Origin of the sequence: Pelagivirga sediminicola, from assembly GCF_003072125.1 — a bacterium.
Lineage (GTDB): Bacteria > Pseudomonadota > Alphaproteobacteria > Rhodobacterales > Rhodobacteraceae > Roseovarius > Roseovarius sediminicola.
The window spans coordinates 476,731-498,209 of record NZ_QCYH01000002.1; the positions used below are offsets into that span (position 1 = coordinate 476,731).

Annotated in this window: 25 protein-coding genes; 7 read left to right on the top strand and 18 right to left on the bottom strand. The window is 65.4% G+C overall.

Features of this window, described 5'->3' with window-relative positions; genetic code table 11:
- Position 1: 1 nt before the first annotated feature.
- The 10 genes from DC366_RS06020 to DC366_RS06065 all read right to left on the bottom strand — a co-directional run bounded on the left by DC366_RS06020 (position 2) and on the right by DC366_RS06065 (position 8,609).
- Positions 2-1,360, bottom strand: a complete 1,359-nt coding sequence (locus DC366_RS06020) for a glutamine synthetase family protein (RefSeq protein ID WP_108691267.1) — start codon at positions 1,358-1,360, stop codon at positions 2-4.
- A complete protein-coding gene (locus DC366_RS06025; protein WP_341476683.1) occupies positions 1,361-2,080 on the bottom strand; it encodes a type 1 glutamine amidotransferase in 720 nt (239 codons plus the stop codon). It abuts the gene before it with no gap.
- 77 nt (positions 2,081-2,157) lie between these two features.
- Positions 2,158-3,474 carry a glutamine synthetase family protein gene (locus DC366_RS06030; protein ID WP_108691269.1) on the bottom strand — a complete coding sequence of 439 codons (1,317 nt, stop codon included), beginning with the start codon at positions 3,472-3,474 and terminating at the stop codon, positions 2,158-2,160.
- Between the two features lie 31 nt (positions 3,475-3,505).
- The gene (locus DC366_RS06035) at positions 3,506-4,312 is read right to left on the bottom strand and encodes an ABC transporter permease (RefSeq protein WP_108691270.1); all 807 of its coding nucleotides are present in this window, start codon (positions 4,310-4,312) and stop codon (positions 3,506-3,508) included.
- Complete coding sequence (locus DC366_RS06040) at positions 4,309-5,193, bottom strand: ABC transporter permease (RefSeq protein ID WP_108691383.1); 885 nt, start codon at positions 5,191-5,193, stop codon at positions 4,309-4,311. Before DC366_RS06040 ends, DC366_RS06035 begins: the two co-directional genes overlap by 4 nt.
- 85 nt (positions 5,194-5,278) lie before the next feature.
- On the bottom strand, positions 5,279-6,004 hold the full coding sequence (locus DC366_RS06045) for a transporter substrate-binding domain-containing protein (RefSeq protein WP_108691271.1): 726 nt from the start codon (positions 6,002-6,004) through the stop codon (positions 5,279-5,281).
- Between the two features lie 28 nt (positions 6,005-6,032).
- On the bottom strand, positions 6,033-6,809 hold the full coding sequence (locus tag DC366_RS06050) for an ABC transporter ATP-binding protein (protein ID WP_108691272.1): 777 nt from the start codon (positions 6,807-6,809) through the stop codon (positions 6,033-6,035).
- 84 nt (positions 6,810-6,893) lie between these two features.
- The gene (locus tag DC366_RS06055; RefSeq protein ID WP_108691273.1) at positions 6,894-7,652 is read right to left on the bottom strand and encodes a phosphate/phosphite/phosphonate ABC transporter substrate-binding protein; all 759 of its coding nucleotides are present in this window, start codon (positions 7,650-7,652) and stop codon (positions 6,894-6,896) included.
- Positions 7,653-7,661: 9 nt separating this feature from the next.
- Positions 7,662-8,105 (bottom strand): tellurite resistance TerB family protein, encoded by a 444-nt coding sequence (locus DC366_RS06060; RefSeq protein ID WP_108691274.1) that lies wholly within the window; start codon positions 8,103-8,105, stop codon positions 7,662-7,664.
- Between the two features lie 66 nt (positions 8,106-8,171).
- Positions 8,172-8,609: a tellurite resistance TerB family protein gene (locus tag DC366_RS06065; protein ID WP_108691275.1), complete on the bottom strand. Its 438-nt coding sequence runs from the start codon at positions 8,607-8,609 to the stop codon at positions 8,172-8,174.
- Positions 8,610-8,901: 292 nt separating this feature from the next.
- Between DC366_RS06065 and DC366_RS06070 the strand changes: the two genes are divergently transcribed.
- Positions 8,902-10,545 carry a chloride channel protein gene (locus tag DC366_RS06070; protein ID WP_243405052.1) on the top strand — a complete coding sequence of 548 codons (1,644 nt, stop codon included), beginning with the start codon at positions 8,902-8,904 and terminating at the stop codon, positions 10,543-10,545.
- A gap of 112 nt (positions 10,546-10,657) precedes the next feature.
- Here the strand turns inward: DC366_RS06070 and DC366_RS06075 are convergent, their stop codons facing one another.
- The 4 genes from DC366_RS06075 to cobS all read right to left on the bottom strand — a co-directional run bounded on the left by DC366_RS06075 (position 10,658) and on the right by cobS (position 15,801).
- Positions 10,658-10,999 carry a DUF427 domain-containing protein gene (locus tag DC366_RS06075; protein WP_108691277.1) on the bottom strand — a complete coding sequence of 114 codons (342 nt, stop codon included), beginning with the start codon at positions 10,997-10,999 and terminating at the stop codon, positions 10,658-10,660.
- Positions 11,000-11,076: 77 nt separating this feature from the next.
- Complete coding sequence (locus DC366_RS06080; RefSeq protein ID WP_108691278.1) at positions 11,077-12,864, bottom strand: aminopeptidase P family protein; 1,788 nt, start codon at positions 12,862-12,864, stop codon at positions 11,077-11,079.
- Positions 12,864-14,738 carry a cobaltochelatase subunit CobT gene (gene cobT / locus DC366_RS06085; protein ID WP_108691279.1) on the bottom strand — a complete coding sequence of 625 codons (1,875 nt, stop codon included), beginning with the start codon at positions 14,736-14,738 and terminating at the stop codon, positions 12,864-12,866. The genes DC366_RS06080 and cobT overlap by 1 nt, the downstream gene beginning before the upstream one ends.
- A 76-nt stretch (positions 14,739-14,814) precedes the next feature.
- Complete coding sequence (gene cobS, locus DC366_RS06090) at positions 14,815-15,801, bottom strand: cobaltochelatase subunit CobS (RefSeq protein WP_108691280.1); 987 nt, start codon at positions 15,799-15,801, stop codon at positions 14,815-14,817.
- 204 nt (positions 15,802-16,005) lie between these two features.
- Between cobS and DC366_RS06095 the strand changes: the two genes are divergently transcribed.
- The 5 genes from DC366_RS06095 (at position 16,006) to DC366_RS06115 (ending at position 18,999) form a co-directional block, all read left to right on the top strand.
- On the top strand, positions 16,006-16,503 hold the full coding sequence (locus tag DC366_RS06095; protein WP_207768667.1) for a sigma-70 family RNA polymerase sigma factor: 498 nt from the start codon (positions 16,006-16,008) through the stop codon (positions 16,501-16,503).
- Positions 16,500-17,204 (top strand): anti-sigma factor, encoded by a 705-nt coding sequence (locus DC366_RS06100; RefSeq protein ID WP_108691282.1) that lies wholly within the window; start codon positions 16,500-16,502, stop codon positions 17,202-17,204. The genes DC366_RS06095 and DC366_RS06100 overlap by 4 nt, the downstream gene beginning before the upstream one ends.
- Before the next feature lie 109 nt (positions 17,205-17,313).
- Positions 17,314-17,865, top strand: a complete 552-nt coding sequence (locus DC366_RS06105) for a fasciclin domain-containing protein (RefSeq protein WP_108691283.1) — start codon at positions 17,314-17,316, stop codon at positions 17,863-17,865.
- Positions 17,866-17,991: 126 nt separating this feature from the next.
- A complete protein-coding gene (gene msrB, locus DC366_RS06110) occupies positions 17,992-18,474 on the top strand; it encodes a peptide-methionine (R)-S-oxide reductase MsrB (protein WP_108691384.1) in 483 nt (160 codons plus the stop codon).
- Positions 18,475-18,576: 102 nt separating this feature from the next.
- Positions 18,577-18,999 carry an OsmC family protein gene (locus DC366_RS06115; RefSeq protein WP_108691284.1) on the top strand — a complete coding sequence of 141 codons (423 nt, stop codon included), beginning with the start codon at positions 18,577-18,579 and terminating at the stop codon, positions 18,997-18,999.
- Between the two features lie 75 nt (positions 19,000-19,074).
- Here the strand turns inward: DC366_RS06115 and DC366_RS06120 are convergent, their stop codons facing one another.
- Genes DC366_RS06120 through DC366_RS06130 form a run of 3 tightly spaced genes read right to left on the bottom strand, consistent with a single transcriptional unit; the run spans position 19,075 to position 20,560 of the window.
- Positions 19,075-19,533 carry a DUF411 domain-containing protein gene (locus DC366_RS06120; protein WP_108691285.1) on the bottom strand — a complete coding sequence of 153 codons (459 nt, stop codon included), beginning with the start codon at positions 19,531-19,533 and terminating at the stop codon, positions 19,075-19,077.
- A gap of 44 nt (positions 19,534-19,577) precedes the next feature.
- A complete protein-coding gene (locus DC366_RS06125; RefSeq protein WP_108691286.1) occupies positions 19,578-19,874 on the bottom strand; it encodes a hypothetical protein in 297 nt (98 codons plus the stop codon).
- 59 nt (positions 19,875-19,933) lie between these two features.
- Entirely contained in the window at positions 19,934-20,560 is a 627-nt protein-coding gene (locus DC366_RS06130) for a J domain-containing protein (protein WP_108691287.1), read from the bottom strand.
- Between the two features lie 76 nt (positions 20,561-20,636).
- Here DC366_RS06130 and DC366_RS06135 point away from each other — a divergent pair, with 76 nt between their 5' ends.
- Positions 20,637-20,894, top strand: a complete 258-nt coding sequence (locus tag DC366_RS06135) for a BolA family protein (protein WP_108691288.1) — start codon at positions 20,637-20,639, stop codon at positions 20,892-20,894.
- Positions 20,895-20,916: 22 nt separating this feature from the next.
- Here DC366_RS06135 and DC366_RS19830 read toward each other — a convergent pair whose 3' ends face one another.
- Positions 20,917-21,408, bottom strand: coding sequence for a DUF4177 domain-containing protein (locus DC366_RS19830; RefSeq protein ID WP_165802854.1), 492 nt, complete (start codon positions 21,406-21,408; stop codon positions 20,917-20,919).
- Positions 21,409-21,479 lie beyond the last annotated feature (71 nt).

A 21,479-nucleotide genomic window follows, 5' to 3' on the forward strand; every position in this document is an offset into this window, starting at 1 on the left:
ATCAGACGTTCAGCAGCAGATGCTCGCGCTCCCACGGGGAAATCACCTGCAGGAATTCCTCGTATTCGGCGCGCTTGACGATGCTGTAGACGCGGGCAAACTCGGGGCCCAGCATCTCGTGCAGCTTCGGCGCCTCCTCGAACAGATCCAGCGCATCGCCCAGAACCTGCGGCACGTCGCCCTCGCCCTGATAGCTGTCGGTCTTGCATTCCGGCTCGGGCATCTGCTTTTCCTCAAGGCCCAGAAGACCGCAGGCAAGGCTTGCGGCGATGCCCAGATAAGGGTTGCAATCCATGCCCGCCAGCCGGTTTTCGACGCGCCGCGCATCGGCGCTGGCCAGCGGCACGCGGATGCCGGTCGTGCGGTTGTCGCGGCCCCAGTCCAGATTGATGGGCGCCGCGTGATCCTTGACGTAGCGGCGGTAGGAATTGACGTAGGGCGCCAGCACCGCGATGGCGCTGGGCAGGTGCCGCTGCATGCCGCCGATAAAGTGATAGAAGGCGTCGGTTTCGTTGCCGTCATCGTCCGAAAACACGTTCTTGCCGGTTTTGGCATCAAGGATCGAGTGATGGATATGCATTGCCGATCCGGGCTCTTCGGCGATCGGTTTGGCCATGAAGGTGGCAAAGCAGTTGTGCCGCATCGCCGCCTCGCGGATGAGGCGCTTGAAATAGAACACCTCGTCCGCCAGCTGGATCGGATCGCCATGGGCGAGGTTGATCTCCAGCTGCCCGGCGCCGCCTTCCTGCGTGATGCCGTCAATCTCGAAACCCTGTGCCTCGGCGAAATCATAGATGTCGTCGATGACGGGGCCGAATTCGTCCACGGCGGTCATCGAATAGGCCTGCCGCGCCGCGGCGGGGCGGCCCGAGCGGCCCATCATCGGCTGGATCGCCTGACCGGGGTCGGTATTTCGGCCGACCAGATAGAACTCCATTTCAGGCGCCACGACGGGGACCAGCCCGCGCTCGGCATAGGCATCGACCACGCGGCGCAGCACGTTGCGCGGGGAAAACGGGATCGGCTTCATGTCGCGGTCGTAGGCATCATGGATCACCTGCAGCGTCCAGTCGCCGGTCCAGGGCGCGGCGCTGGCGGTGCTCATATCGGGGACAAGGATCATGTCCTGCTCGATGAATCCCGTCTCGCCCGCGGCCTCGCCCCAGTCGCCGGTGATGGTCTGGAAAAAGATCGAATCGGGCAGGTGGAAATGCTTCTGCTTGGCGAATTTCGAGGCGGGCAGGGCCTTGCCCCGCGCGATGCCCGGCAGGTCCGAGATGATGCATTCCACCTCGTCCAGGCGCTTGCCCTCAAGATATTCGCGCGCCGCTTGCGGCAGGTTGTCGGTCCAGTCGGCCATTCAGGCACCTCTTTTCAGGAAGGCCGCCATCCGGTCGGCCATGATCTGATGTTGCGTTGGTTGGCCGACGCGCGCGATGGCGGCATCCAGCACCTCGTCGGGCACAAGGCCCCGTCCGCGGCTTTCGGCCAGACGGGTAAAGAACTCGTCAGTATGCTCGGGGTGCGGCTGCACGGTCAGGATGCGGTCGCCATAGAGCAGGGCGGCATTGTCGCAAAAGGCATTCTGCCCGATCACGGTGGCCCCTTCGGGCAGTTTGGTCACCTGGTCCTGATGCCACGCGTTCAGCGCCATCGGCTGACCGTCGATGATGTAGTCCTGACGGCCGACCGCCCAGCCGTGGGAGTATTTCTCGACCGTGCCGCCCATCGCCTGCGCGATGATCTGATGGCCAAAGCAGACGCCGACCATGGGGCGCCCGTCCTCATAGACATCACGAATGAACTGCTCCAGCGGCGGGATCCAGTCATGCGGCTCGTAGGCGCCGTGTTTGGACCCGGTGATCAGCCAGCCGTCGCATTCGTCCGGGCGGTCCGGAAACTCGCCATCGACCACCGCATAGGTGCGAAAGCTCAGGCCATTCCCCTTCAGCAGTTCGGCGAACATGGCGTCATAATCGCCCAGATCGGCCCGGATCTCGTCAGGCGAATGGCCGGTCAAAAGGATGCCGATCGTCGTCATTTCAGGCTCGGGGGTGAGCGCAGGATGGGGGGCAGACAAGGGAGGGCCTCATAATTTGATCAAATTAAGCGTAGCGCAGCCGGAACGGCCGGGCAAGGGGTTTGGTGGAGCAGGCGTTACACCTTGTCCAGATAGGTCTTCCAGTGGTGCGATTCGTCGATTTCGCCCATCACGGCGATCTCCTGCCGCTTGGTCTGGACGTAATTGCGGATCAGGCGCTGCTCGAAAATGCGGGGCAGCAGCAGATCCGCCTCAAACAGATCGACGGCGCTTGCCCAATCGGTGGCCAGTTGCGGCAGGTCCTGGCCATAGGCGCTGCCCGACAGCGGCGCGCCGGGGTCCATCGCATCCTCGATCCCGATCAGGGCGGCGCCAAGGATGGCGGCAAAGCTGAGATAAGGGTTGATGTCGCCGCCCGCGACGCGGTGCTCGATCCGCCGCGCCCTGGGGCTGCCGCCGGGCACTCGGATCGCCGCGGTGCGGTTCTCGTAGGCCCAGCAGATCGCCGTGGGCGCATGGGCGCCCGGCGTCATCCGCGCATAGCTGTTGGCATGCGGCGCAAACACCAATGTCGAGCCCTGCATCGCCGCAAGGCAGCCGCCGATCGCATGGCGCAGCGTTTCGGTGCCCTTGGGCCCGCCATCGTCGAAGACGTTGTTGCCGTCCGCGTCCAGCACCGAGAAATGCATGTGCATGCCGTTGCCGCTGTCCTGCGCGAAAGGTTTGGCCATGAAGGTCGCGGCGCAGTCGTATTTATGCGCGAGGCCGCGAATGAGCGCCTTGAACAGCCATGTATCGTCAGCCGCGCGCATCGCGTCCTGATGGTTCAGCGTGATCTCGAACTGGCCGACACCGGCCTCCGACGTGGTGGTCTGCGCCTCGATCCCCATCGCGTCGCACGCCTCGTAAAGCGCCGACAGAAACGGATCGAACGCGTCCATCTGCGTCAGCGACAGGATCTCGGACGCATCGATGCGGCGCCGGTTGCGCGGATCGCGCACATGCTTCAGCTGCTTGCCGCTGTCATCGACCAGCGTGAATTCCAGCTCGGTCGCGGCCATGACCTGCCAGCCGCGCGCCGCATACCGCTCCAGCACGCGGGCGAGGGCGTGGCGCGCATCGCCGTAAAAGGGCGTGCCATCCTCCAGATACATCTGCATCGGGACCAGCGGCTGCTGGCTGTCCAGCCACGGCAGCGGCACCGGCCCGCGCGAGGTGGGGCGCATGATCCCGTCCGCATCGCCCGTCTCGAACACCAGCGGGCTGTTCTCGATATCGGCGCCCTTGATATCTACGTTCAGCACCGACAGCGGCATGCGAACGCCGTTCTGGTCCAGTCCGGAAAAATAGCTGGCCGGCATGCGTTTTCCGCGCATCTGGCCGTTCAGATCACAGGCCGCCACGCGAAACGTGCCGAAATTTTCGATGTCCATGAGATGTCCATTCCGTGTGGGAGGGATTGATTCACCGGATCAGGTTCAGGCGCAACCTCAATTTCTCGCGCCGCTCCTGCGGCAGGTGCCGGTTGAGGCGCATGTTGATCAGCCCGAAAACGCTGGTGACGGTCAGCGTCAGCAGGATGAAGAACCCGGCAAGGATGGGATAGGGCACGAAGGGATTGAACGTCTTGTCGGCAAAATAGCTGGCGTAATAGAGCGCGTCGCCGCGCTGCTGCCATGCGGGAAAGCCGCTGAGAAAGACCAGCGTCGTGGCGTGAAACAGGAAAATCGCCTCGTTGGTATAGGCAGGCCAGGCAAGGCGCAGCATGGTCGGCCAGATGATGCGCCGGAACCGGCGCCAGCCGGAAAAGCCATAGGCATCCGCCGCCTCGACATCGCCCTTGGGGATCGAGCGCAGCGCGCCATAGAAAATCTCGCCCGAATAGGCGGCGGTGTTCAGTACCAGCACCACCAGCGCGCCCAGCCAAGCCGAGGTGAAGGCGTCGAAAACCGCGCTGAAGCTCTTGAGGCTGAGGAACAGAAAATAGGCAAAGAAGAACTGTATGAAGAGCGGCGAGCCGCGCAGCACGAAGATGAACCATTCGCTGGGCTTGCGAATCCATGGATTGGCCGCGCCCTTGCCCAACGCGACAGCGGTGGCGATGAAGAAGCCGACAAAGACGGCGATGACGCCGAAATAGATGTTCCAGATCATGCCCGAGCCGATCAGCGTCACCTGCTGGCACAGCGTGAAATCCCCGCGCGGCAAGAGCCGCTCGCCATAACCGAGGCTGCGAAAGGCATAGTCCTGGATGGTTTGCCAGCAACTCATGCGCCAGCCTTCCGCTGCGCTTCGCCGCCGGTGGTGGCCTGTCCGTGGGTCAGCCGCGTCATGATCCGCTCCAGCACCACTTCGGAGGCTTTGGTGAATAGCAGATAGATGATCAGCAGCGCCAGGAAATACCACACCCGCCAGTCGCCATGTGGATAATCGGTAAAGCGCGGATTGGCCGTGCCGCCCAGACTGCGCGCCCAATAGACGATATCCTCGACCCCCAGCAGGAACAGCAGCGGCGTGGCCTTGATCAGCACCATCCACAGGTTCGACAGGCCCGGCAGCGCATAGACCCACATCTGCGGCACGAGGATGCGGCGGAACGCCTGGCGGCGCGTCATGCCGTAGGCTTCGGCCGTCTCCATCTGGCCGCGCGGCACGGCGCGCATGGCGCCGAACAGGACGTTGGCGGCAAAGGCGCCGAACACGATGGCAAAGGTCAGGACAGCGAGCGCGAAGCCATAGGTTTCATGCACCCATTGCGGCGCGTTGCCGAGGGGCAGCTTGGCCGCCGAGCAGACGATGAAATCGGCGCCTTGGCGGATCGGCTGGTCCCAGCCGGGGCAGAGCACCTTGTGACGCACCCATTCAAACGCCTGATCGAGCGCGATGACGAAAAACAGGAAATAAACGATGTCGGGCACGCCGCGCACCAGCGCGATATAACCCTTGCCCAGCATCCGCAGCGGCAGCAGCCGCGACCGCGCGGCCATCGCACCGCCAAAGCCGAAGGCCAGCGCGGCAGGCGCGGTGATGGCCAGAAGCAGCAGCACCGTGCCGAAGCTGGAATAGAAGGCCCATTGCTTGCCGGTCGTGAAATAGCAGGCAAACCACCGAAAGGTGCCGAGCGTTTCGGGATCTGTGCAGAAACTGAAAATGGCGGACCTCAAAGCGCGGTTGGGATTTTCGAATATTTTAACCAAGATGAAAGAGGGGGCGCGCGGCCCCCTCGATCCGGATCGCTCAGAACTTGGCGGCGCCTTCGAGCCACTTGTCGATCAGCGCGTTCAGCGTGCCGTCATCCTTCATCTCGTCGATAGCGTCCGAGAACTTCTTGTTCAGCTCGGTGTCGCTCTTGCGGATGCCCAGCGCCATGCCCTCGCCCAGAAGAATGTCGTCGCCGACGATCATCAGGCCATCATCCTCTTCGGTGACGGGAACGGCATAGGCCTTGTCCGACAGGACCGCGTCAGCCTCGCCGTTGCGCACGGCGGCCATGGTTTCCTCGGGCGTCGGGAATTCCAGCAGCGTGGCGCCGGACGAGGCGACATGGCTGGACTGGATGGTGCTGGCCTGCGCCGCGACGATCGTGTCCGGGCTGGTCAGGTCCACGCCCTCGCGCGCGACCACGTAGGAGGACGGGTCGGGTTGGGTGTAGTTGGAGGTGAAGTCGATATCCTTCTTGCGCTCTTCGGTGATCGACATGCCTGCGATGATCGCGTCATAGTTGCCCGAGGTCAGGTTCGGGATGATGCTGTCCCACTCGTTGGTGACCCATGTGCAGGTCAGCTCGGCACGCTTGCACAGCTCGTCACCCAGCTCGCGCTCGAACCCGTCGACCTCGCCCGAATCGTTGACGAAGTTGAAGGGGGGATAGGCACCTTCGGTGCCGAGGCGGATGGTATCCTGCGCGAAGGCCGCGCCAGCGGTGAGGCTGGCCACAGCGGCGGCGATGATGAGGTTTTTCATTGGTTTTCTCCCTTTGGTTGGTTGGGTTTCAGTCGGCCATGGTCGAGCTGAGAAACTGCCGTAGCCGCTCTGATCTGGGGGCGCCGAAAAGCGTTTCGGGATCGCCCTGTTCCTCGATAAGCCCCTGATGGAGAAAGACAACATGGTCACTCACATCGCGGGCCATCTTCATGTCGTGGGTCACGATCATCATGGTGCGCCCCTCGGCGGCCAGATCCTTGATGACGCGGATGACTTCCTGTTCCAGTTCGGGATCCAGCGCCGATGTCGGCTCGTCGAAGAGCAGCGCCTCGGGCTCCATCGCCAGCGCGCGGGCGATGGCGGCGCGTTGCTGCTGGCCGCCCGAAAGCTGCGCGGGATAGGCATCGCATTTGTCGCCGATCCCGACCTTCTCCAGATAGGCGCGGGCGGATTTCTCCACCTCGGCACGGGGGCGGCGCAGGACGGTGACGGGCGCTTCCATCACATTTTGCAGGATCGTCAGATGCGCCCACAGGTTGAACTGCTGGAACACCATGGCAAGGTTCGTGCGGATGCGCAGCACCTGCGCGGGATCGGCGGGCCGGCGGTTCAGGCCGCTGCCGGTCCAGCGCACAGGCTCGCCCTTGAACAGGATATCGCCCTGCTGGCTGTCCTCCAGAAGGTTGGCGCAGCGCAGGATGGTGGATTTGCCCGACCCCGACGAGCCGATCAGCGAGACGACATCGCCGCGCCGGGCGGTGATGGTCACGCCCTTGATGACTTCGAGCGAGCCGTAGGCCTTGTGCAGATTGCTGATCTCGATGACGGGTGGCTCGGTGGTCAAGGGGCGGTGTTCCTCGCAGGGGGTATCTGTGCGTCAGTAGGGAATAAATTCCCGCGTTATGCAATGGTCAATGCGGGATGCGACTCAGTGGCGCGCCGCGTCCCGAGGGGGCGGCGGGTTCGGCACGGCGCGATATTCGGCCTTTGCAATCTGCACGACACCGTAGAGCGACAGCGCATCGCGTTCGGCGGGCGCAAGGGCGGCAATCGCATCTGCCAGCGCCTTGCGGATGCGTGGTGCGTCCTGCCCGCGGCCCGTGATGAAGGGCAGCGCGGGGGTGGTGGGCGCGGTGCGTCCGATCTCGCGCAGGCGCGCGGCATGGGGATCGTGCCGCTGGATCAATCGCCAAGTCACCGCGTCGACCGCCGCGATATCGGCGCGCCCTTCGGCCACGGCAAGGGTCGAGGCCCGGTGCCCGCCCGTCGCCAGCGTCCGGCTGAAGGCAAAGCCATGCGCGGCCGCGTGGGTCTGCGGCGCGGCCCAGCCCGATTGCGACAGCGCCTCGTTATACGCCAGAATGGCGTCCGCGAACTGGGCCGGCTGCGTGCGGGTGTCGTCGCTGCGGGTCACGAAAACGCTGTTGTAATGGCCGGGCGGGCAGCCGGGCAGATCGCAGTCGGGGGCGCCGATCAGCTGGACCTCGGCGTGCAGCCGTGTGCGATAGGGATAGCCGCAGGTCTGCGACAGGATCAGCGCGGGATCTTGCCAGTGCTGCCACAGATCGCCGCCGCGTGTCAGCGCCGCGGGCGCCGCGCAGGACAGGCGGCCGCGTATCTCGTGCCAGAGCCGGTCAAGGGCGGGCGCCGTTTCGGCGCGGTCATACATCGGCAGGCTGGCGATCACGGGCGGCGCCTATTTTTGCGACGCCTCGACGCGCTGGCGGGCGGCGGCGCTGTCCACGTCGTTCACGCCCAGAAGGCTGGCGGTCATGCGCAGCAGGGCATTTTCCGGATCGGCCCGCTCGCCATCTGCCAGAACGACCTGCCACAGCGCCTCGACCACCTTCGTGCGGTCCTCGTAGGGCACCGCATCCTTGATCGCGCGGGTGAAACGGACGGTGTCGGGCGCCTGCGCCTCGGCCTGCTCGCCCTCGCGGCGCAGATCGGACGCCGCGGCGGCATCAAGGCCATAGCGGGTGGACAGGATGCGGTCGATCCGCTTGATCTCGGCCGGGGCATAGTCGCCATCGGTGCACGCGGCGCGCACCAGAAGGGCGGACAGCGCAAGGCGCGCGTCGGTTTCGGTCAGGGGCTCGGCATCGGACCCGGTGAGGCGCTTGAAGATGTCTGCTATCATGGAGACGGATATATCGCGCCGGGCGCGAAGGTCAAAACACTAATGCGTTTGCCTTATCATTTGCCGTCAGAGCGGCGCGGCGCGGGTCTGGGCGGCGTCGCAATCGGCCTTGGTCAGGCCAAGCGCCTCGCGCACCTGCACGACAATGGCCATTTCCGAGTCGCTGGGTCTGCCATCGGCCAGCATCACCTGCCACAGCGCCTCATGCGCCTCGATTCGCGCCTCGAAGCTGACGGTCTCGCGAATGAGGGTGGCGAATTTGCGCGTCGTCGGCGCCTCTGCCTCGATCTTCTCGCAGGTCGCGCGCATCTTGGCGGCGTCGATCGGGCCCAGCCCGTTCATGCGCGCCAGCAAAAGGTCGATGCGGCTGATTTCCTCGACCTCGTACCGCTCGTCGGCCTTGGCCACGCGCACCATCAGCGCACCCAGCGCCAGACGCGCGTCCGGGTCCGGCAGCGGCTCAGAGGGATCGCCCTTGAAGAGGTTCAGGATACGCGACAGCATGGCGCTACGTTTAACGGCCCCGCACGGCAGGGCAAGCGTTTTCGCCGCGGTGGCAGATCTGCGACGATCATTCGCGCCCGATCCTCGCCACATTGGCAGAAGCCATTGCTGCTTCGCCCCTCGCGATTTCATCGCCGCAAGACGCCGAAATGGGTGTGGCAAAGGGTGTTACGGTCCGCGGCGATCTGCGTTAGGGTCGGCTGGCCGCGATGTGCGCGCCCCATTTTTTCGAGACCCGACATGAGACATGAGCACGTCTGACCCTTCCTTCGCCGCGCGCACGCTCGCTGACATGCGCCGCGCGGCGCGTCATGCGTGGCATATCCTGCTGACGCGCGGACCCAGCCAGTTCCAGTTCTGGCTGATCGCGCTTTTCATCGGGATCGTGGCGGGCTTTGCGGCGCTCGTGTTCCGCAAGGGAATCGACTGGCTGCAGGTCTCTCTGTATGGCGTGGGCGATCCGCGGAACCTGAACACCTTTGCCGAGGCGCTGCCGTGGTACTGGATTCTGGTGATCCCCATTGTCGGCGGTCTGGCGGTGGGCATCATCCTCAACCGGTTCACACCGGACGGGCGGGTGCGCGCGGTGGCCGATGTCATCAGCGGCGCCGCCCTGGACAATGGCCGGGTCGAGCGGCGGGCCGGTCTTGCCTCGGCGGCGGCGTCGCTGATCACGCTTGGAACGGGCGGTTCTTCGGGCCGCGAGGGGCCGGTGGTGCACCTTGCCGGCATCATCTCCACATGGGTAAGCGAGCGCATCAATGCGAGCGGCGTGAACGGGCGTGTCCTGCTCGGCTGCGCGGTCGCGGCGGGGGTGTCGGCATCGTTCAACGCGCCCATCGCCGGGGCGCTTTTCGCGCTGGAGGTGGTGCTGCGCCACTTTGCCATACAGGCCTTCGCGCCCATTGCCATTGCCAGCGTCGCGGGGACCGTGATCAACCGGCTGGAGTTCGGCGATATCACCGAATTCACCCTGCCGGTCGCATCGACACTGGAATTCTACGTGGAACTGCCCGCCTTCCTGATCCTCGGGCTGATCTGCGGCGTGGTCGCGGCGGTGCTGATCCGCGCGGTGTTCTTTGCCGAGGATATGGGCGACGATCTGTGCCGCCGTCTGCATGTTCCCGGCTGGCTGCGCCCGGCCATCGCGGGCGCGATGCTGGGCGGCATGGCGATCGCGTTTCCCCATATCATCGGCGTCGGATACGAGACGACGGCGGCGGCCCTGTCAGGCCATCTGCTGCTGAACGAGGCGATCGTTTTTGCCGTGCTGAAGGTGGCCGCCGTGGCGATCACGCTGGGCGGGCGGATGGGGGGCGGCATCTTCTCGCCGTCGCTGATGCTGGGGGCGCTGACGGGGCTGGCCTTCGGGCTGATCGCGACGTCGATATTTCCCAACGTGTCCGGCGCGCACACGATCTATGCGCTGGCCGGCATGGGCGCCGTCGCGGCGGCGGTGCTGGGCGCGCCGATCTCGACCACGCTGATCGTGTTCGAGCTGACCGGCGACTGGCAGATCGGGATCGCGGTGATGGTCGCGGTCTCGACCTCGACGGCGCTGGGCGCGCGGTTGGTGACACGCTCGTTCTTCCTGACGCAGCTCAAGCGCCGCGGCATCCACCTGGCCGAGGGGCCGCAGGCCTATCTGCTGTCGATGACGGGCGTGGCCGGCCTGATCCGGCCCGCGAGTGACGACAGCGCGCCGGATGAGGATGTCTGCCGCGCGATGATCGACAAGGGGATCTACAGCGATATCGGATCCACGCTGGAGACCGCGATGCCGCTGTTCGAGGCGCATGCAGTGAACTACATCCCGGTCATCGCCCAAGGAACCGGCGACGCGCAGCCCGTCTATAAGGGCGTGCTGTATCACGTCGACGCGCTGAAAGCCTATAACCTCGCGCTGGCGACGTTGTCGCGCGAGGAACACGGGTAGGGCGCATTGGCGCAGCCGCAGTTGGGGGCGTCGCCCCCGCCGCCCTGCGGGCGCCTCCCCCAGGATATTTGACGCAAGAAGAAGGCGCGCCGAGCGCCAGATCCCGGCGGTGTCAGACCCGCTCGACCGCGATCAGATCGCCGGTGTGAAAGGCAAGATGGCCCTTGATGCGATCCACCTCCGGATTGGGTGCCTCATAGCACCATGCAGCGTTTTCGATCGTGCGGCTTTTGGTGACGATCGAAAAATAGCTGGCCGTGCCCTTGGCCGGGCAGACGGTGCTGTGCGCGCTGGGATCGAGAAAGGCCATCGCGATATCGGCGCGGGGGAAATAGATCACTGGCGCGCGGCCCTCTTCGGCCAGCTCCAGTGCGTTGCGGCTTTCGCCGATGACGGCGCCGCCGGCACGGACGGTCCATGTTCCGGCGGCCTCGCTGATGGTGATATCGGTCATAGGGGTGCCTTTCGTTGATCGTGGCGGCCAGAATGGCGCGTTTTCGGAGTTTTTACCAGCGCGATGTCGCGCCCGGCTTACAGCGGCTCGGTCGCCTGCGCGAGCCAGGCGGCCGCGTCCGGGCCAAGGCGCGGCGTGACCTTTTCGCGGCAGGCGGCGTGATAGCCGTTGAGCCAGTCGATTTCGGCCCTGCTCATCATCGTCTTGTCGATCAGGCGCCTGTCGATGGGCACGAAATTCAGCGTCTCGAAACTGAGCTTGTCCTCGGCGCCGTCGGCCTTTTGCACGACGATCAGGTTCTCGATGCGGATGCCGAAATGCCCCTCACGGTAATAGCCGGGCTCGTTCGACAGGATCATGCCGGGGGCGAGCGTCACCTCGCTGGCGCGGCTGATGCGCTGCGGGCCCTCATGCACGCACATGTAGACGCCGACGCCGTGGCCGGTACCATGGGCATAGTCCTGATCGGCCAGCCACAGCGGATAGCGCGCGATGGCGTCGATGTCGCGGCCCGCAATGCCCTTGGGAAAACGCAGGCGGCTGATGGCGATCATGCCTTGCAGCACGCGGGTGAAGGCCGCGCGCTCATCCTCGCCAACCGCGCCCATGGGCAGCGTGCGGGTGATGTCGGTCGTGCCGTCCAGATATTGCCCGCCGCCGTCCAGCACCAGCAGATCGCCATCGGTCAGCGTGCGGTTCGACGTCTCGGACACGCGGTAATGCGGCAGCGCGCCGTGGGGGCCGGCGCCCGCGATGGTCTCAAAGCTGATATCCAGCAGCTTGCCGGTGTCGCGGCGCGCCTGTTCCAGCCGTTTCACCACGTCGATCTCGGTGATCGTGCCGGGAGCTTGCTGGTCATACCACGTCAGGAATTCGCAAAGCGCCGCGCCGTCGCGCAGATGCGCCTCGCGCGTGGCTGCGATCTCGCCCTTCGTCTTGCAGGCCTTGGGCAGGATGCAGGGATCGGCGGCGAAGGCGGGGGTGATGCCCGCCTCTTCCAGCACGGTGACGATGGCCACCGGAACGCTCGCCGGATCGACGCGCACGGGGCTGAGCAGGATCGTGAGCGCGGCGACAAAGCCGGTATCGGGATGCGCGCTGACGCCGTCCTCGGTGCAGTTCGGCGGCAGATCGTCCAGCTTGGCGGGATGCGTGTAAAGCTCGACCCGCGCATCGTCATGCAGCACGGCAAAGGCTTGCGGGATCGGGTTGCGCGGGATGTCCGAGCCGCGGATGTTCAGCAGCCACGCGATGCTGTCGGGCAGCGTCAGGATGGCGGCGCGGTGGCCTGCCTTGCGCAGGGTTTCGGCCAGTTCGACGCGTTTTTCGGCGCTGGTCTTGCCGGCCAGATCGTCGGGATAGGCGGTGATCGCGCCGCTCGGCGGGGCAGGGCGATCCTGCCAGATGGCGTCGATCAGGTTGTCATGGGCCACGGGCGCGATGTTCGAGCCCTCCAGCGCCTCGGCCAGATCGGCGATCTCCTTGTGCGTGTGCAGCCAAGGATCAAAGCCCAGCCTGCCGCCGCCCGGCAGCGCCTCCTTCAGCCAATCCGCCAGCTTGGTTTCGGGCCAGTCAACGGGCTGAAACGCCTCCGCGTCGGTCTGCACGCGGATCTGGCTGCGATAGCGGCCATCGACGAAAACGCCCGCCCGGCCCGCGGTGATGGCGGCAAAGCCCGCCGAGCCGGTGAAGCCGGTGAGCCATGCCAGCCGCTCGTCGCCCGGCGCCACGTATTCGCCCTGATGCACGTCCGCGCGGGGTACCAGCCAGCCGTCCAGATCGGCGCCCGTCATTTCGGCGCGCAAATCGGCGAGGCGGGGCGGACCCTGTTCGGGGCGCGCCTTTTCGGAGAACGTTTGAAACATCAGGAAACCTTTCGTATGCCCATCACGCGGGCGCGCGCGCGCGGATCCTTGTCGAAGAGCGCGGCCAGCTGCTCGGTCATCGCGCCGGCCAGCTGATCGACATCCGTGATCGTCACCGCGCGGTCGTAATAGCGCGTGACGTCATGGCCTATGCCGATCGCCAGAAGCTCGACCGCCTTGCGTTTCTCGACCATGCCGATCACGTCGCGCAGGTGCTTTTCAAGATAGTTGGCGGGATTGACGCTGAGCGTGCTGTCATCGACGGGGGCGCCATCGGAGATCACCATCAGGATCTTGCGCGCCTCGCGCCGCGACATCATCCGCCGATGCGCCCATTCCAGCGCCTCGCCGTCGATATTCTCCTTGAGCAGCCCTTCCTTCATCATCAGGCCGAGGTTCTGGCGCGTGCGCCGCATCGGCGAGTCGGCGGATTTGTAGATGATGTGGCGCAGGTCATTGAGCCGCCCGGGCAGTTGCGGGCGCCCTTCGCCCAGCCACGCCTCGCGGCTCTGGCCGCCCTTCCAGGCGCGGGTGGTGAAGCCGAGGATTTCGACCTTGACGTTGCAACGCTCCAGCGTGCGCGCGAGGACATCGGCGCAGATCGCAGCGATGCTGATCGGGCGGCCGCGCATGGAGCCGGAATTGTCCAGCAGCAGCGTCACGACCGTGTCGCGAAACTCGGTATCCTTCTCGACCTTGAAGCTGAGCGGCGTCGTCGGGCTGGCCACGATGCGGGCAAGGCGGCCGGCATCCAGGATGCCTTCCTCGCGGTCGAATTCCCAGCTGCGGCTCTGCTGCGCCTGCAGGCGGCGCTGCAGCTTGTTGGCAAGGCGGCTGACGGCGCCCTTCAGCGGCTCAAGCTGCTGGTCGAGATAGGCGCGCAGGCGCTCCAGCTCGACCGGTTCGGCCAGATCCTCGGCGTGGATTTCCTCATCGAATTCAGTGGTATAGACCTGATAGTTCGGGTCCGCATCCGAGATGGGCTGGGGCGCGGGCGGCTCCATCGGGGCGTCGCCTTCGGGCAGGTCGGCCTCTTCGCCGGCCTCCTGATCGGCCATGTCGTCCATGCTGACCTGCGCCTGGGACGCGTCCTGTTGGTCCTCCTGGCTTTGCTCGGCGTCGGCCTCGGCGTCGTCGGTATCGTCCTGATCCTGGCCGGCGCTGTCGGGCTCTTCCTCGCCGGTTTCCTCCTCGGCCTGATCGTCCTGCTCGTCATCCTCGGCGTCCGGATCATCGCCCAGCTGATCGCCATATCCCAGATCCTCGATCACCTTGCGCGCGAATTTGGCAAAGGCGGATTGGTCGGCCAGCGTCTCCTGCAGGTTTTCCAGCGTCTCGCCGGCCTCGCCCTCGATGAAGCCGCGCCAAAGCTCCATGACGTTCTGCGCGCCTTCGGGCAGGGGGCGGCCGGTGGCAAGATGGCGGACAAGATAACCGGCGGCCGCGTGAAGCGGTGCATCGGCCGGATCGGTGATCTGCGCATAGCCCAGACGCGCGGCCTCGGCGGCGATCTTGGCGTCGATATTGCTGGCCGTGCCGGGCATCGCGCGCGCGCCCACCGCCTCGCAACGCGCCGTCTCCATCGCCTCGTAGATGTCGCGGGCCATGGCGCCGGGGGGGACGTATTTCGCGTGGGTCTTGTTGTCGTGATACTTGTGCCGCATCGCCAGCGCATCGGCGGTGCCGCGCGCGTGCAGCACCTCGTCGCGGGTCATGCGGCGGCTGATCTGGGGCAGGCGCATGGACTCGCCCGACACGCCCGAGGGATCGACCGAGTAGCTGACATTCAGATCCCGGTCGCCCGACAGGACCTTGGTCGCCTCGGCGAGGGCCTTCTTGAACGGATCGGCGGGATTGTCGGTGGGTTTTTTCATGTGCTTGCTCCAACGCGGCTGGGCCTTTGAGCGTTTATGTCGCCGCGCCGGGCAGAGGTCCGGCGCGGCAGGGCGATCACGCCATGCTCACGCTCGCCGCGCTCTCCGGCAGTTCCTCGTCAAAGCAGCGCTGATAGAATTCGGCGACCGTCTGGCGCTCCAGCTCGTCGCATTTGTTCAGGAAGGTCAGGCGGAAGGCATAGCCGACGTCGCGGAATATGCTGGCGTTTTGCGCCCATGCGATGACGGTCCGCGGCGACATCACGGTGCTGAGCTCACCATTCATGAAGGCCGTGCGCGACAGGTCGGCGACGGTCACCATCTGGCTGATGGTCTTGCGGCCTTTGGCGGTGTTGTAGGTGGGGTTCTTGGACAGCACGATCGCCACCTCGGCGTCATGGCTGAGATAGTTGAGCGTCGCGACAAGGCTCCAGCGGTCCATCTGGCCCTGGTTGATCTGCTGCGTGCCATGATAAAGCCCGGTCGTGTCGCCAAGGCCGACGGTGTTGGCGGTCGCAAAGAGGCGGAAATAGGGGTTCGGCGTGATCACCTGGTTCTGGTCCAGCAGCGTCAGCTTGCCGTCCGCCTCCAGCACCCGCTGGATCACGAACATCACGTCGGCGCGGCCCGCGTCATATTCGTCAAACACGATCGCGGTGGGATTGCGCAGGGCCCAGGGCAGGATTCCTTCATGAAATTCAGTGACCTGCACGCCGTCCTTCAACTTGATCGCATCCTTGCCGATCAGGTCGATCCGGCTGATGTGACTGTCAAGGTTGACGCGCACGCAGGGCCAGTTGAGGCGGCTTGCCACCTGCTCGATATGGGTCGACTTGCCGGTGCCGTGATAGCCCTGGATCATCACGCGGCGGTTGTGGGCAAAGCCCGCAAGGATCGCCAGCGTCGTGTCGCGGTCGAACTTGTAGGTGCTGTCATTGTCGGGCACACGCTCGGTCCGCTCGGCAAAGCCCTTGATATGCATGTCGCTTTCGATGCCGAACACCTCGCGCACATCGATGTCTTCGGTCGGTTTCGCGTGCGGGTCAATCATGCCGTCGGCCATATGGAGGTCCTCAATTCGCATCAATCAGGTCGTCTTGTGGTGCAACATATCGCTGGCAAGGGCAAGGGAAAGGGAAAGAATTGCTGGCCTTGCCCGCGGTGCCTCCTGTAGCGTGCAACAAAGCGCCGCACCCGGCCGGCCCTGGACAGTTGCGAGCACGCCTTGACCCATGACGATCTGGAACAGTTGATTGCCCGCACCGCCATGGGCGAGCGTTCGGCGTTCGGCGATCTTTACGCGGGCACATCGGCGAAACTTTTCGGCATCTGCCTGCGTGTCTTGGACGACCGGGCCGAGGCCGAGGAGGTGGCGCAGGAGGTCTATGTCAAGATATGGCGCCATGCGGATCGCTACCGCGTCAACGGGCTCAGCCCGATGACATGGCTGATCACCATCGCGCGCAATACCGCCATCGACCGGCTGCGCCGCCGCCGCGAGGCGCAGCCCGGCCTCGACGTGGCCGAGACGCTGGCCGATCCGGCCCCCGGTCCCGAGGCGATGGCGGTGCAGGGCGGCGAGCGCGCGCATCTGGCCGCCTGCCTTGGCGAGCTGAACGCAAACCGCGCCGAGGCGGTGCGCCGCGCCTATCTGCTGGGCGAGACCTATGCCGATCTGGCCGCCCGGTTCGACGTGCCGCTGAACACGATGCGCACATGGCTGCGACGCAGCCTCTTGCAACTGAAGGAGTGTCTGACGCGATGACCGGCCAGCCGCCATATGACGAGGATGCGGACCGCGTTCTTGCGGGCGAATACGCGCTCGGCCTGCTGTCGCCCGAGGATGCGGCGCTGTTCGAGGCGCGCATGCAGCGGCTGCCGCATGTGCGCGCGCTGTACGCGGCATGGGCCGAGGATCTGGCACGTCTGACCGACGACATCCCCGAGGCGGCGCCGCCCGCCGAACTGAAGCCGCGTATCGACGCCGATCTGTTCGGCGCTGCGCCGACGCCGCGGCGCCCCTTCGCGGGCTGGCGCGGCTTTGGCTGGCTGGTGGGCGGCGCGGTGGCGGCCGCGCTGGCGCTGCTCTTGGCGGTCAATACCGGCCTGCTGGATCCGCAGGGCGGCGCGCCGGAACAGGCGGCCGCGACGATCGCCGCCGAGGACGGCTCGCTGGTGCTGCTGGCGCGGTATGACGCGGCGGCCGGGCGGCTTCTGGTCGAGCGGCAGACAGGCACGGCCCCGGCTGGCCGCGTGCTGGAACTGTGGCTGATCGCGGGCGACAATGCGCCGGTGTCGCTGGGCGTGTTGCCGCCGGAGGGCGCGGCGCAGGTGCCCATCGGCGCCGATCTGGGCGCGCAGATGCCCGGCGGGCTTCTGGCCGTCTCGGAAGAGCCGCCGGGCGGATCGCCCACGGGCGCGCCCACCGGCGCGGTTCTGGCAAGCGGCGTCATCTCGCCGGTTTGAGCGGGGCCGCGCAGATTTTTTTACCGCGCGTCTGAAACTCGGCAGGGGAATGGTCCGTGTCTTGTAGGGTCTGCAGGCAAACCCGCCTGCACAATCCGAGGAGAGACACATGACCTTTCAAAAGACACTGATCGCCACCGCAGCCGCGCTTCTGGCCACTGCCGCCCATGCCGAGAACCCGATGGTCGGCGGCGCCGCGATGTATGCGGACAAGAACATCATCGAGAATGCCGTGAACTCGGCCGATCATGAAACTCTGGTCGCCGCCGTCAAGGCCGCGGGCCTTGTCGAGACGCTGTCGGGCGAGGGGCCGTTCACCGTTTTCGCCCCCACCGATGATGCGTTTGCGAAACTGCCCGACGGCACCGTCGAGAACCTGCTGAAGCCGGAAAATAAGGACCAGCTGACCCAGATCCTGACCTGCCACGTGGTCGGCGCGGATGCGATGTCTGGCGCCATCATGGGCATGATCGACGATGATGGCGGCGCGCATGTCGTGCCCACGCTCGGCGGCTGCAACCTGAACGCGACCTATGACGGCGGCACGATCATGCTGGAGGATGAGCAGGGCCAGACGATCAACGTCACCATCGCCGATGTCGATCAGTCGAACGGCGTGATCCATGTCGTCGACACCGTGATCCTTCCCGCGGCGGAATAGGCGCGCAATCCTGCACACGATCAGGTGAGATCGCGGGCCCGGCCCTTGCCGGACGGGCCCGCGGAATTCACATTAAAGCCAATCGCGCGTGCCACGGGCACCGCGCACCGCAAGAGGAGCGATATCATGGACAGACGACATTTCTTTACTGGCGCCGCAATCGCCGCGGGCTCTGCCGCGATCTTCGGGCGGATGGGCGTCCCGGCGCGCGCCGAAGGCACCTTCGAGGTGACCCGCACCGAGGCCGAATGGCGGGAGATGCTGAGCGAGATGGAATATGCCGTCATGCGCGAGGAAGCGACCGAGCGCGCCGGATCCTCGCCGCTGGACAAGAATTACGCGGACGGCACCTATCTGTGCCGCGGCTGCGATCTGCCGCTCTATTCGTCCGAGACGAAATATGACAGCGGCACCGGCTGGCCCAGCTTCTGGCAGGCCAAGGACGGCGCGATCGGCACCAAGGAGGACCGCTCGTTCTTTTCGGTGCGCACCGAATGTCACTGCAGCCGCTGCGGCAGCCATCTGGGCCATATCTTCGACGACGGCCCCGAGCCGACGGGCAAGCGGCACTGCCTGAACGGTGTCAGCCTGAAATTCGCCGCCGCCTGATCCCGCATTCGGAATGCAACCAAAGAGGCCGCCCGCGCGTTTTGCCATCAGTGGCCGCGAAGGCGGCCTTTTTCTGTTTCGCAATTTGCCAAGGAGGCCATCATGCAACGCAAGGGATCCGCAGTCTGGAAAGGCGATCTGAAGACCGGCAAGGGTCATGTGAGCACCGAAAGCGGCGCGCTCAAGGACAATGCCTATGGGTTCAACACCCGGTTCGAGGATACGCCCGGCACCAACCCCGAAGAGCTGGTCGGCGCCGCGCATGCCAGCTGCTATGCCATGGCGATGTCGCTGAGTCTGGGCGAGAAGGACCTGAAAGCCGATGAGATCAACGCCGCCGCCAAGGTGACGCTGTCGGAGGTCGATGGCGGCTTTGCCGTGACCAAGGTGCATCTGGATGTCACGGCCAAGATTCCCGGCATCAGCGAGGACGACTTTCAGAAAGTCGCCGAAGCGACCAAGAAGAACTGCCCGATCTCCAAGCTCTTGACGGCAGATATCACGCTGGACGCCAAGCTGCTTTGATGGCTCGGTCAACTCTGTGAATGGCGCCCGCCGGATCGCTCCGGCGGGTGTTTTCCTGCGCGCGTCGTGCGGCGGTCACTGTCCGGCGCGATAGAACACCTGACCCGCGCCCGCGGTGCCGCCAAACGCGATGACATCGAATTGCGCGTTCGGATCGTCGCCCATGCCGGGCGACCCGGCGGGCATGCCCGGCACCGCGATGCCGGTGATGTCGGGCTTCACGGTCAACAGCTTTTCGACCGCCGCCAGCGGCACATGCCCTTCGACGACATAATCGCCCACGCGGGTGGAATGGCACGAGCTAAGCTCCGGCGGCACGCCATGGGCGCGCTTGGTGCCCGCATAATCCATGTTCTCGATGATTTCGACGTCGTAGCCGTCCTTGCTGGCCAGATCGGCCCAGGCGCTGCAGCAGCCGCAATTGGGCGTCTTGGTGACGATCATCGAGGCAAGCGGGCCTTCAGCATGGACCGCCGCCGGGGCCGACAGGAAAAAGGGGGCCGCAAGCGCGGCGATGAGCAGGGAAGATTTCATGGGATCGCTCCGTTCGGGAAAGGGTGTGAAAACGTGATCTGACGTCACACGGGCCGCGGCGGGGCGGTGGGCGGCGCAGGCTCTGCGCCGGGCCTGCTGCTGTAGGCGGCGATGAAATAGGGCATGCGGAGGGGCGTGTCCACGTCGCGCGTCTCGGGCGCATCGGTGAGGAGGTAGACCGCGCAGGCAGCCGAGCCATGCGGCGCCTGCGCATCCTCGCAACAGGGCATCATCGCCTGATGGGCGGCCGGCGCGTCCTGAATCGCCGGATGCGTCACCATCGCCTGGGCATGGCCAAGCGTGGCGAAAAGCGCGGTTATGACGATCAGGACGTAACGCATGGGGCGCAGGATGCACCCGGACGCGGCCGGGTGCAAATCACCGATACGTCAGCGCGGCGCTATTTGAAGTTGCGGCTGTTCTTGATCTGGTCCCAGGCCCACATGACCTGTTGCAACTGCTCTTCCTGGCTGCGGTCGCCGCCGTTGATGTCAGGATGCAGCACCTTGATGAGCGCGCGGTAGTTCTTGCGCACCTCGGCCTTGGTCATCGTGTCCTTGGCCTCGAGAATATCGACGGCCTGCCGCTCGGTCGGGGGCAGGCGGCGCCCGCCGCCGGGCTTGTCCTTGCCGGGGTTGCGCGTGGCGTTGCCGCCCAGAACCTGATGCGGGTCCTCGATGCCCAGCCGCGCCCAGGCGCGCGCTTCGGGATCGGTAAAGGCCTTGGTCTGACGCTCCCATACCTTGTCCTTGGACATCTGGGCATTCATCTCGGCCTCGGTCGTGCCGTCAAAGAAATTCCACTTGAGGTTGTACTCGCGCACATGCTCCTGGCAGAACCAGAAATACTCGTCCAGCACATCGGGCGCCTTGGGCGCACGGTAAAGCCCGGGCTTTTCGCAGCCCTCATGCTCGCATTGGCGCTGCGACGTCTCGGACGCGCCGGACATGCCGCGCCGACCGCGCGGGTTTTTCTTCTTGGCCGTGGATACGGACATGTCGAAGCCAAAAGGATCTGATTTGGTCATCTTGCACCTCTTTGCGAGTCGAAGCCGATACTCTAATCTAATTGGACGCGAATTGAAGGGGGCGAAGGGCGAAATTATGGATAAGGCAGAAGAAATCCGCGCAGCGCTGGCGCGTGGCTTTGATGCGCAGCATCTTGAAGTCATTGACGAAAGCGAGGCCCATCGCGGTCATGCGGGCTATCCCGAAGGGGGTCAGTCGCATTTTCGTGTGCGCATGAAAGCGCCGGAGCTGTCGCATCTGTCGCGGCTGGCCCGGCACCGGGCGATCCACGCGGCCATCGGGCCGGACCTGATCGCGCGGATACACGCCCTCGCCATCGAGGTGGACGGCTAGCCCCTTGCAGTTGCGCGCCGCGTCACTCCTTGCGGGGCGTGTCCGGGCCGGGGGTGTCCGGTTTTGTTTCGGGCTCCGGCCTTTCGGGCTCTGGTGTATCCGGCTCTGGTGTATCTGGTTCCGGCGTCTGCGGCTCCGGCGCGTCCGGTTTCGGCGCGGGATCGCCGCGCGTGGGCTGCACCGACGCAAAAGACGGCTCGCGGCGTTTCGGTGTGTCGGGCGCTGCCGCCTCGGCCATGTTCTGCGCGGTCGTGATGACGTCGCCCGCGGCATCCGGCCCACCCTTGGCCCGCCGAAAGACCAGCAGCGTGCGATAGACCGTCTGCGTCGATGTCAGCCCCGCGCGTTCGTCGCTGGGCAGGATGTCGGTGCGCAGATATTCCCATCCGGCAGCGGCCTGCGCGTTCAGCACGCCTTCGACCGTCTTGGCAAAGCGCGCTTCGGGCGCCTTGATCCCTTGGGCCTTCTCGCCCTTGGACGGGGCCGGGATCACCTTGTATTCATAATGTGTCATCGCACCTGTCCGGTTTTGGGGCAGACGCAGACATACCGCAAGCTGGCGGGAATTGGAAATGCCATTCGCCC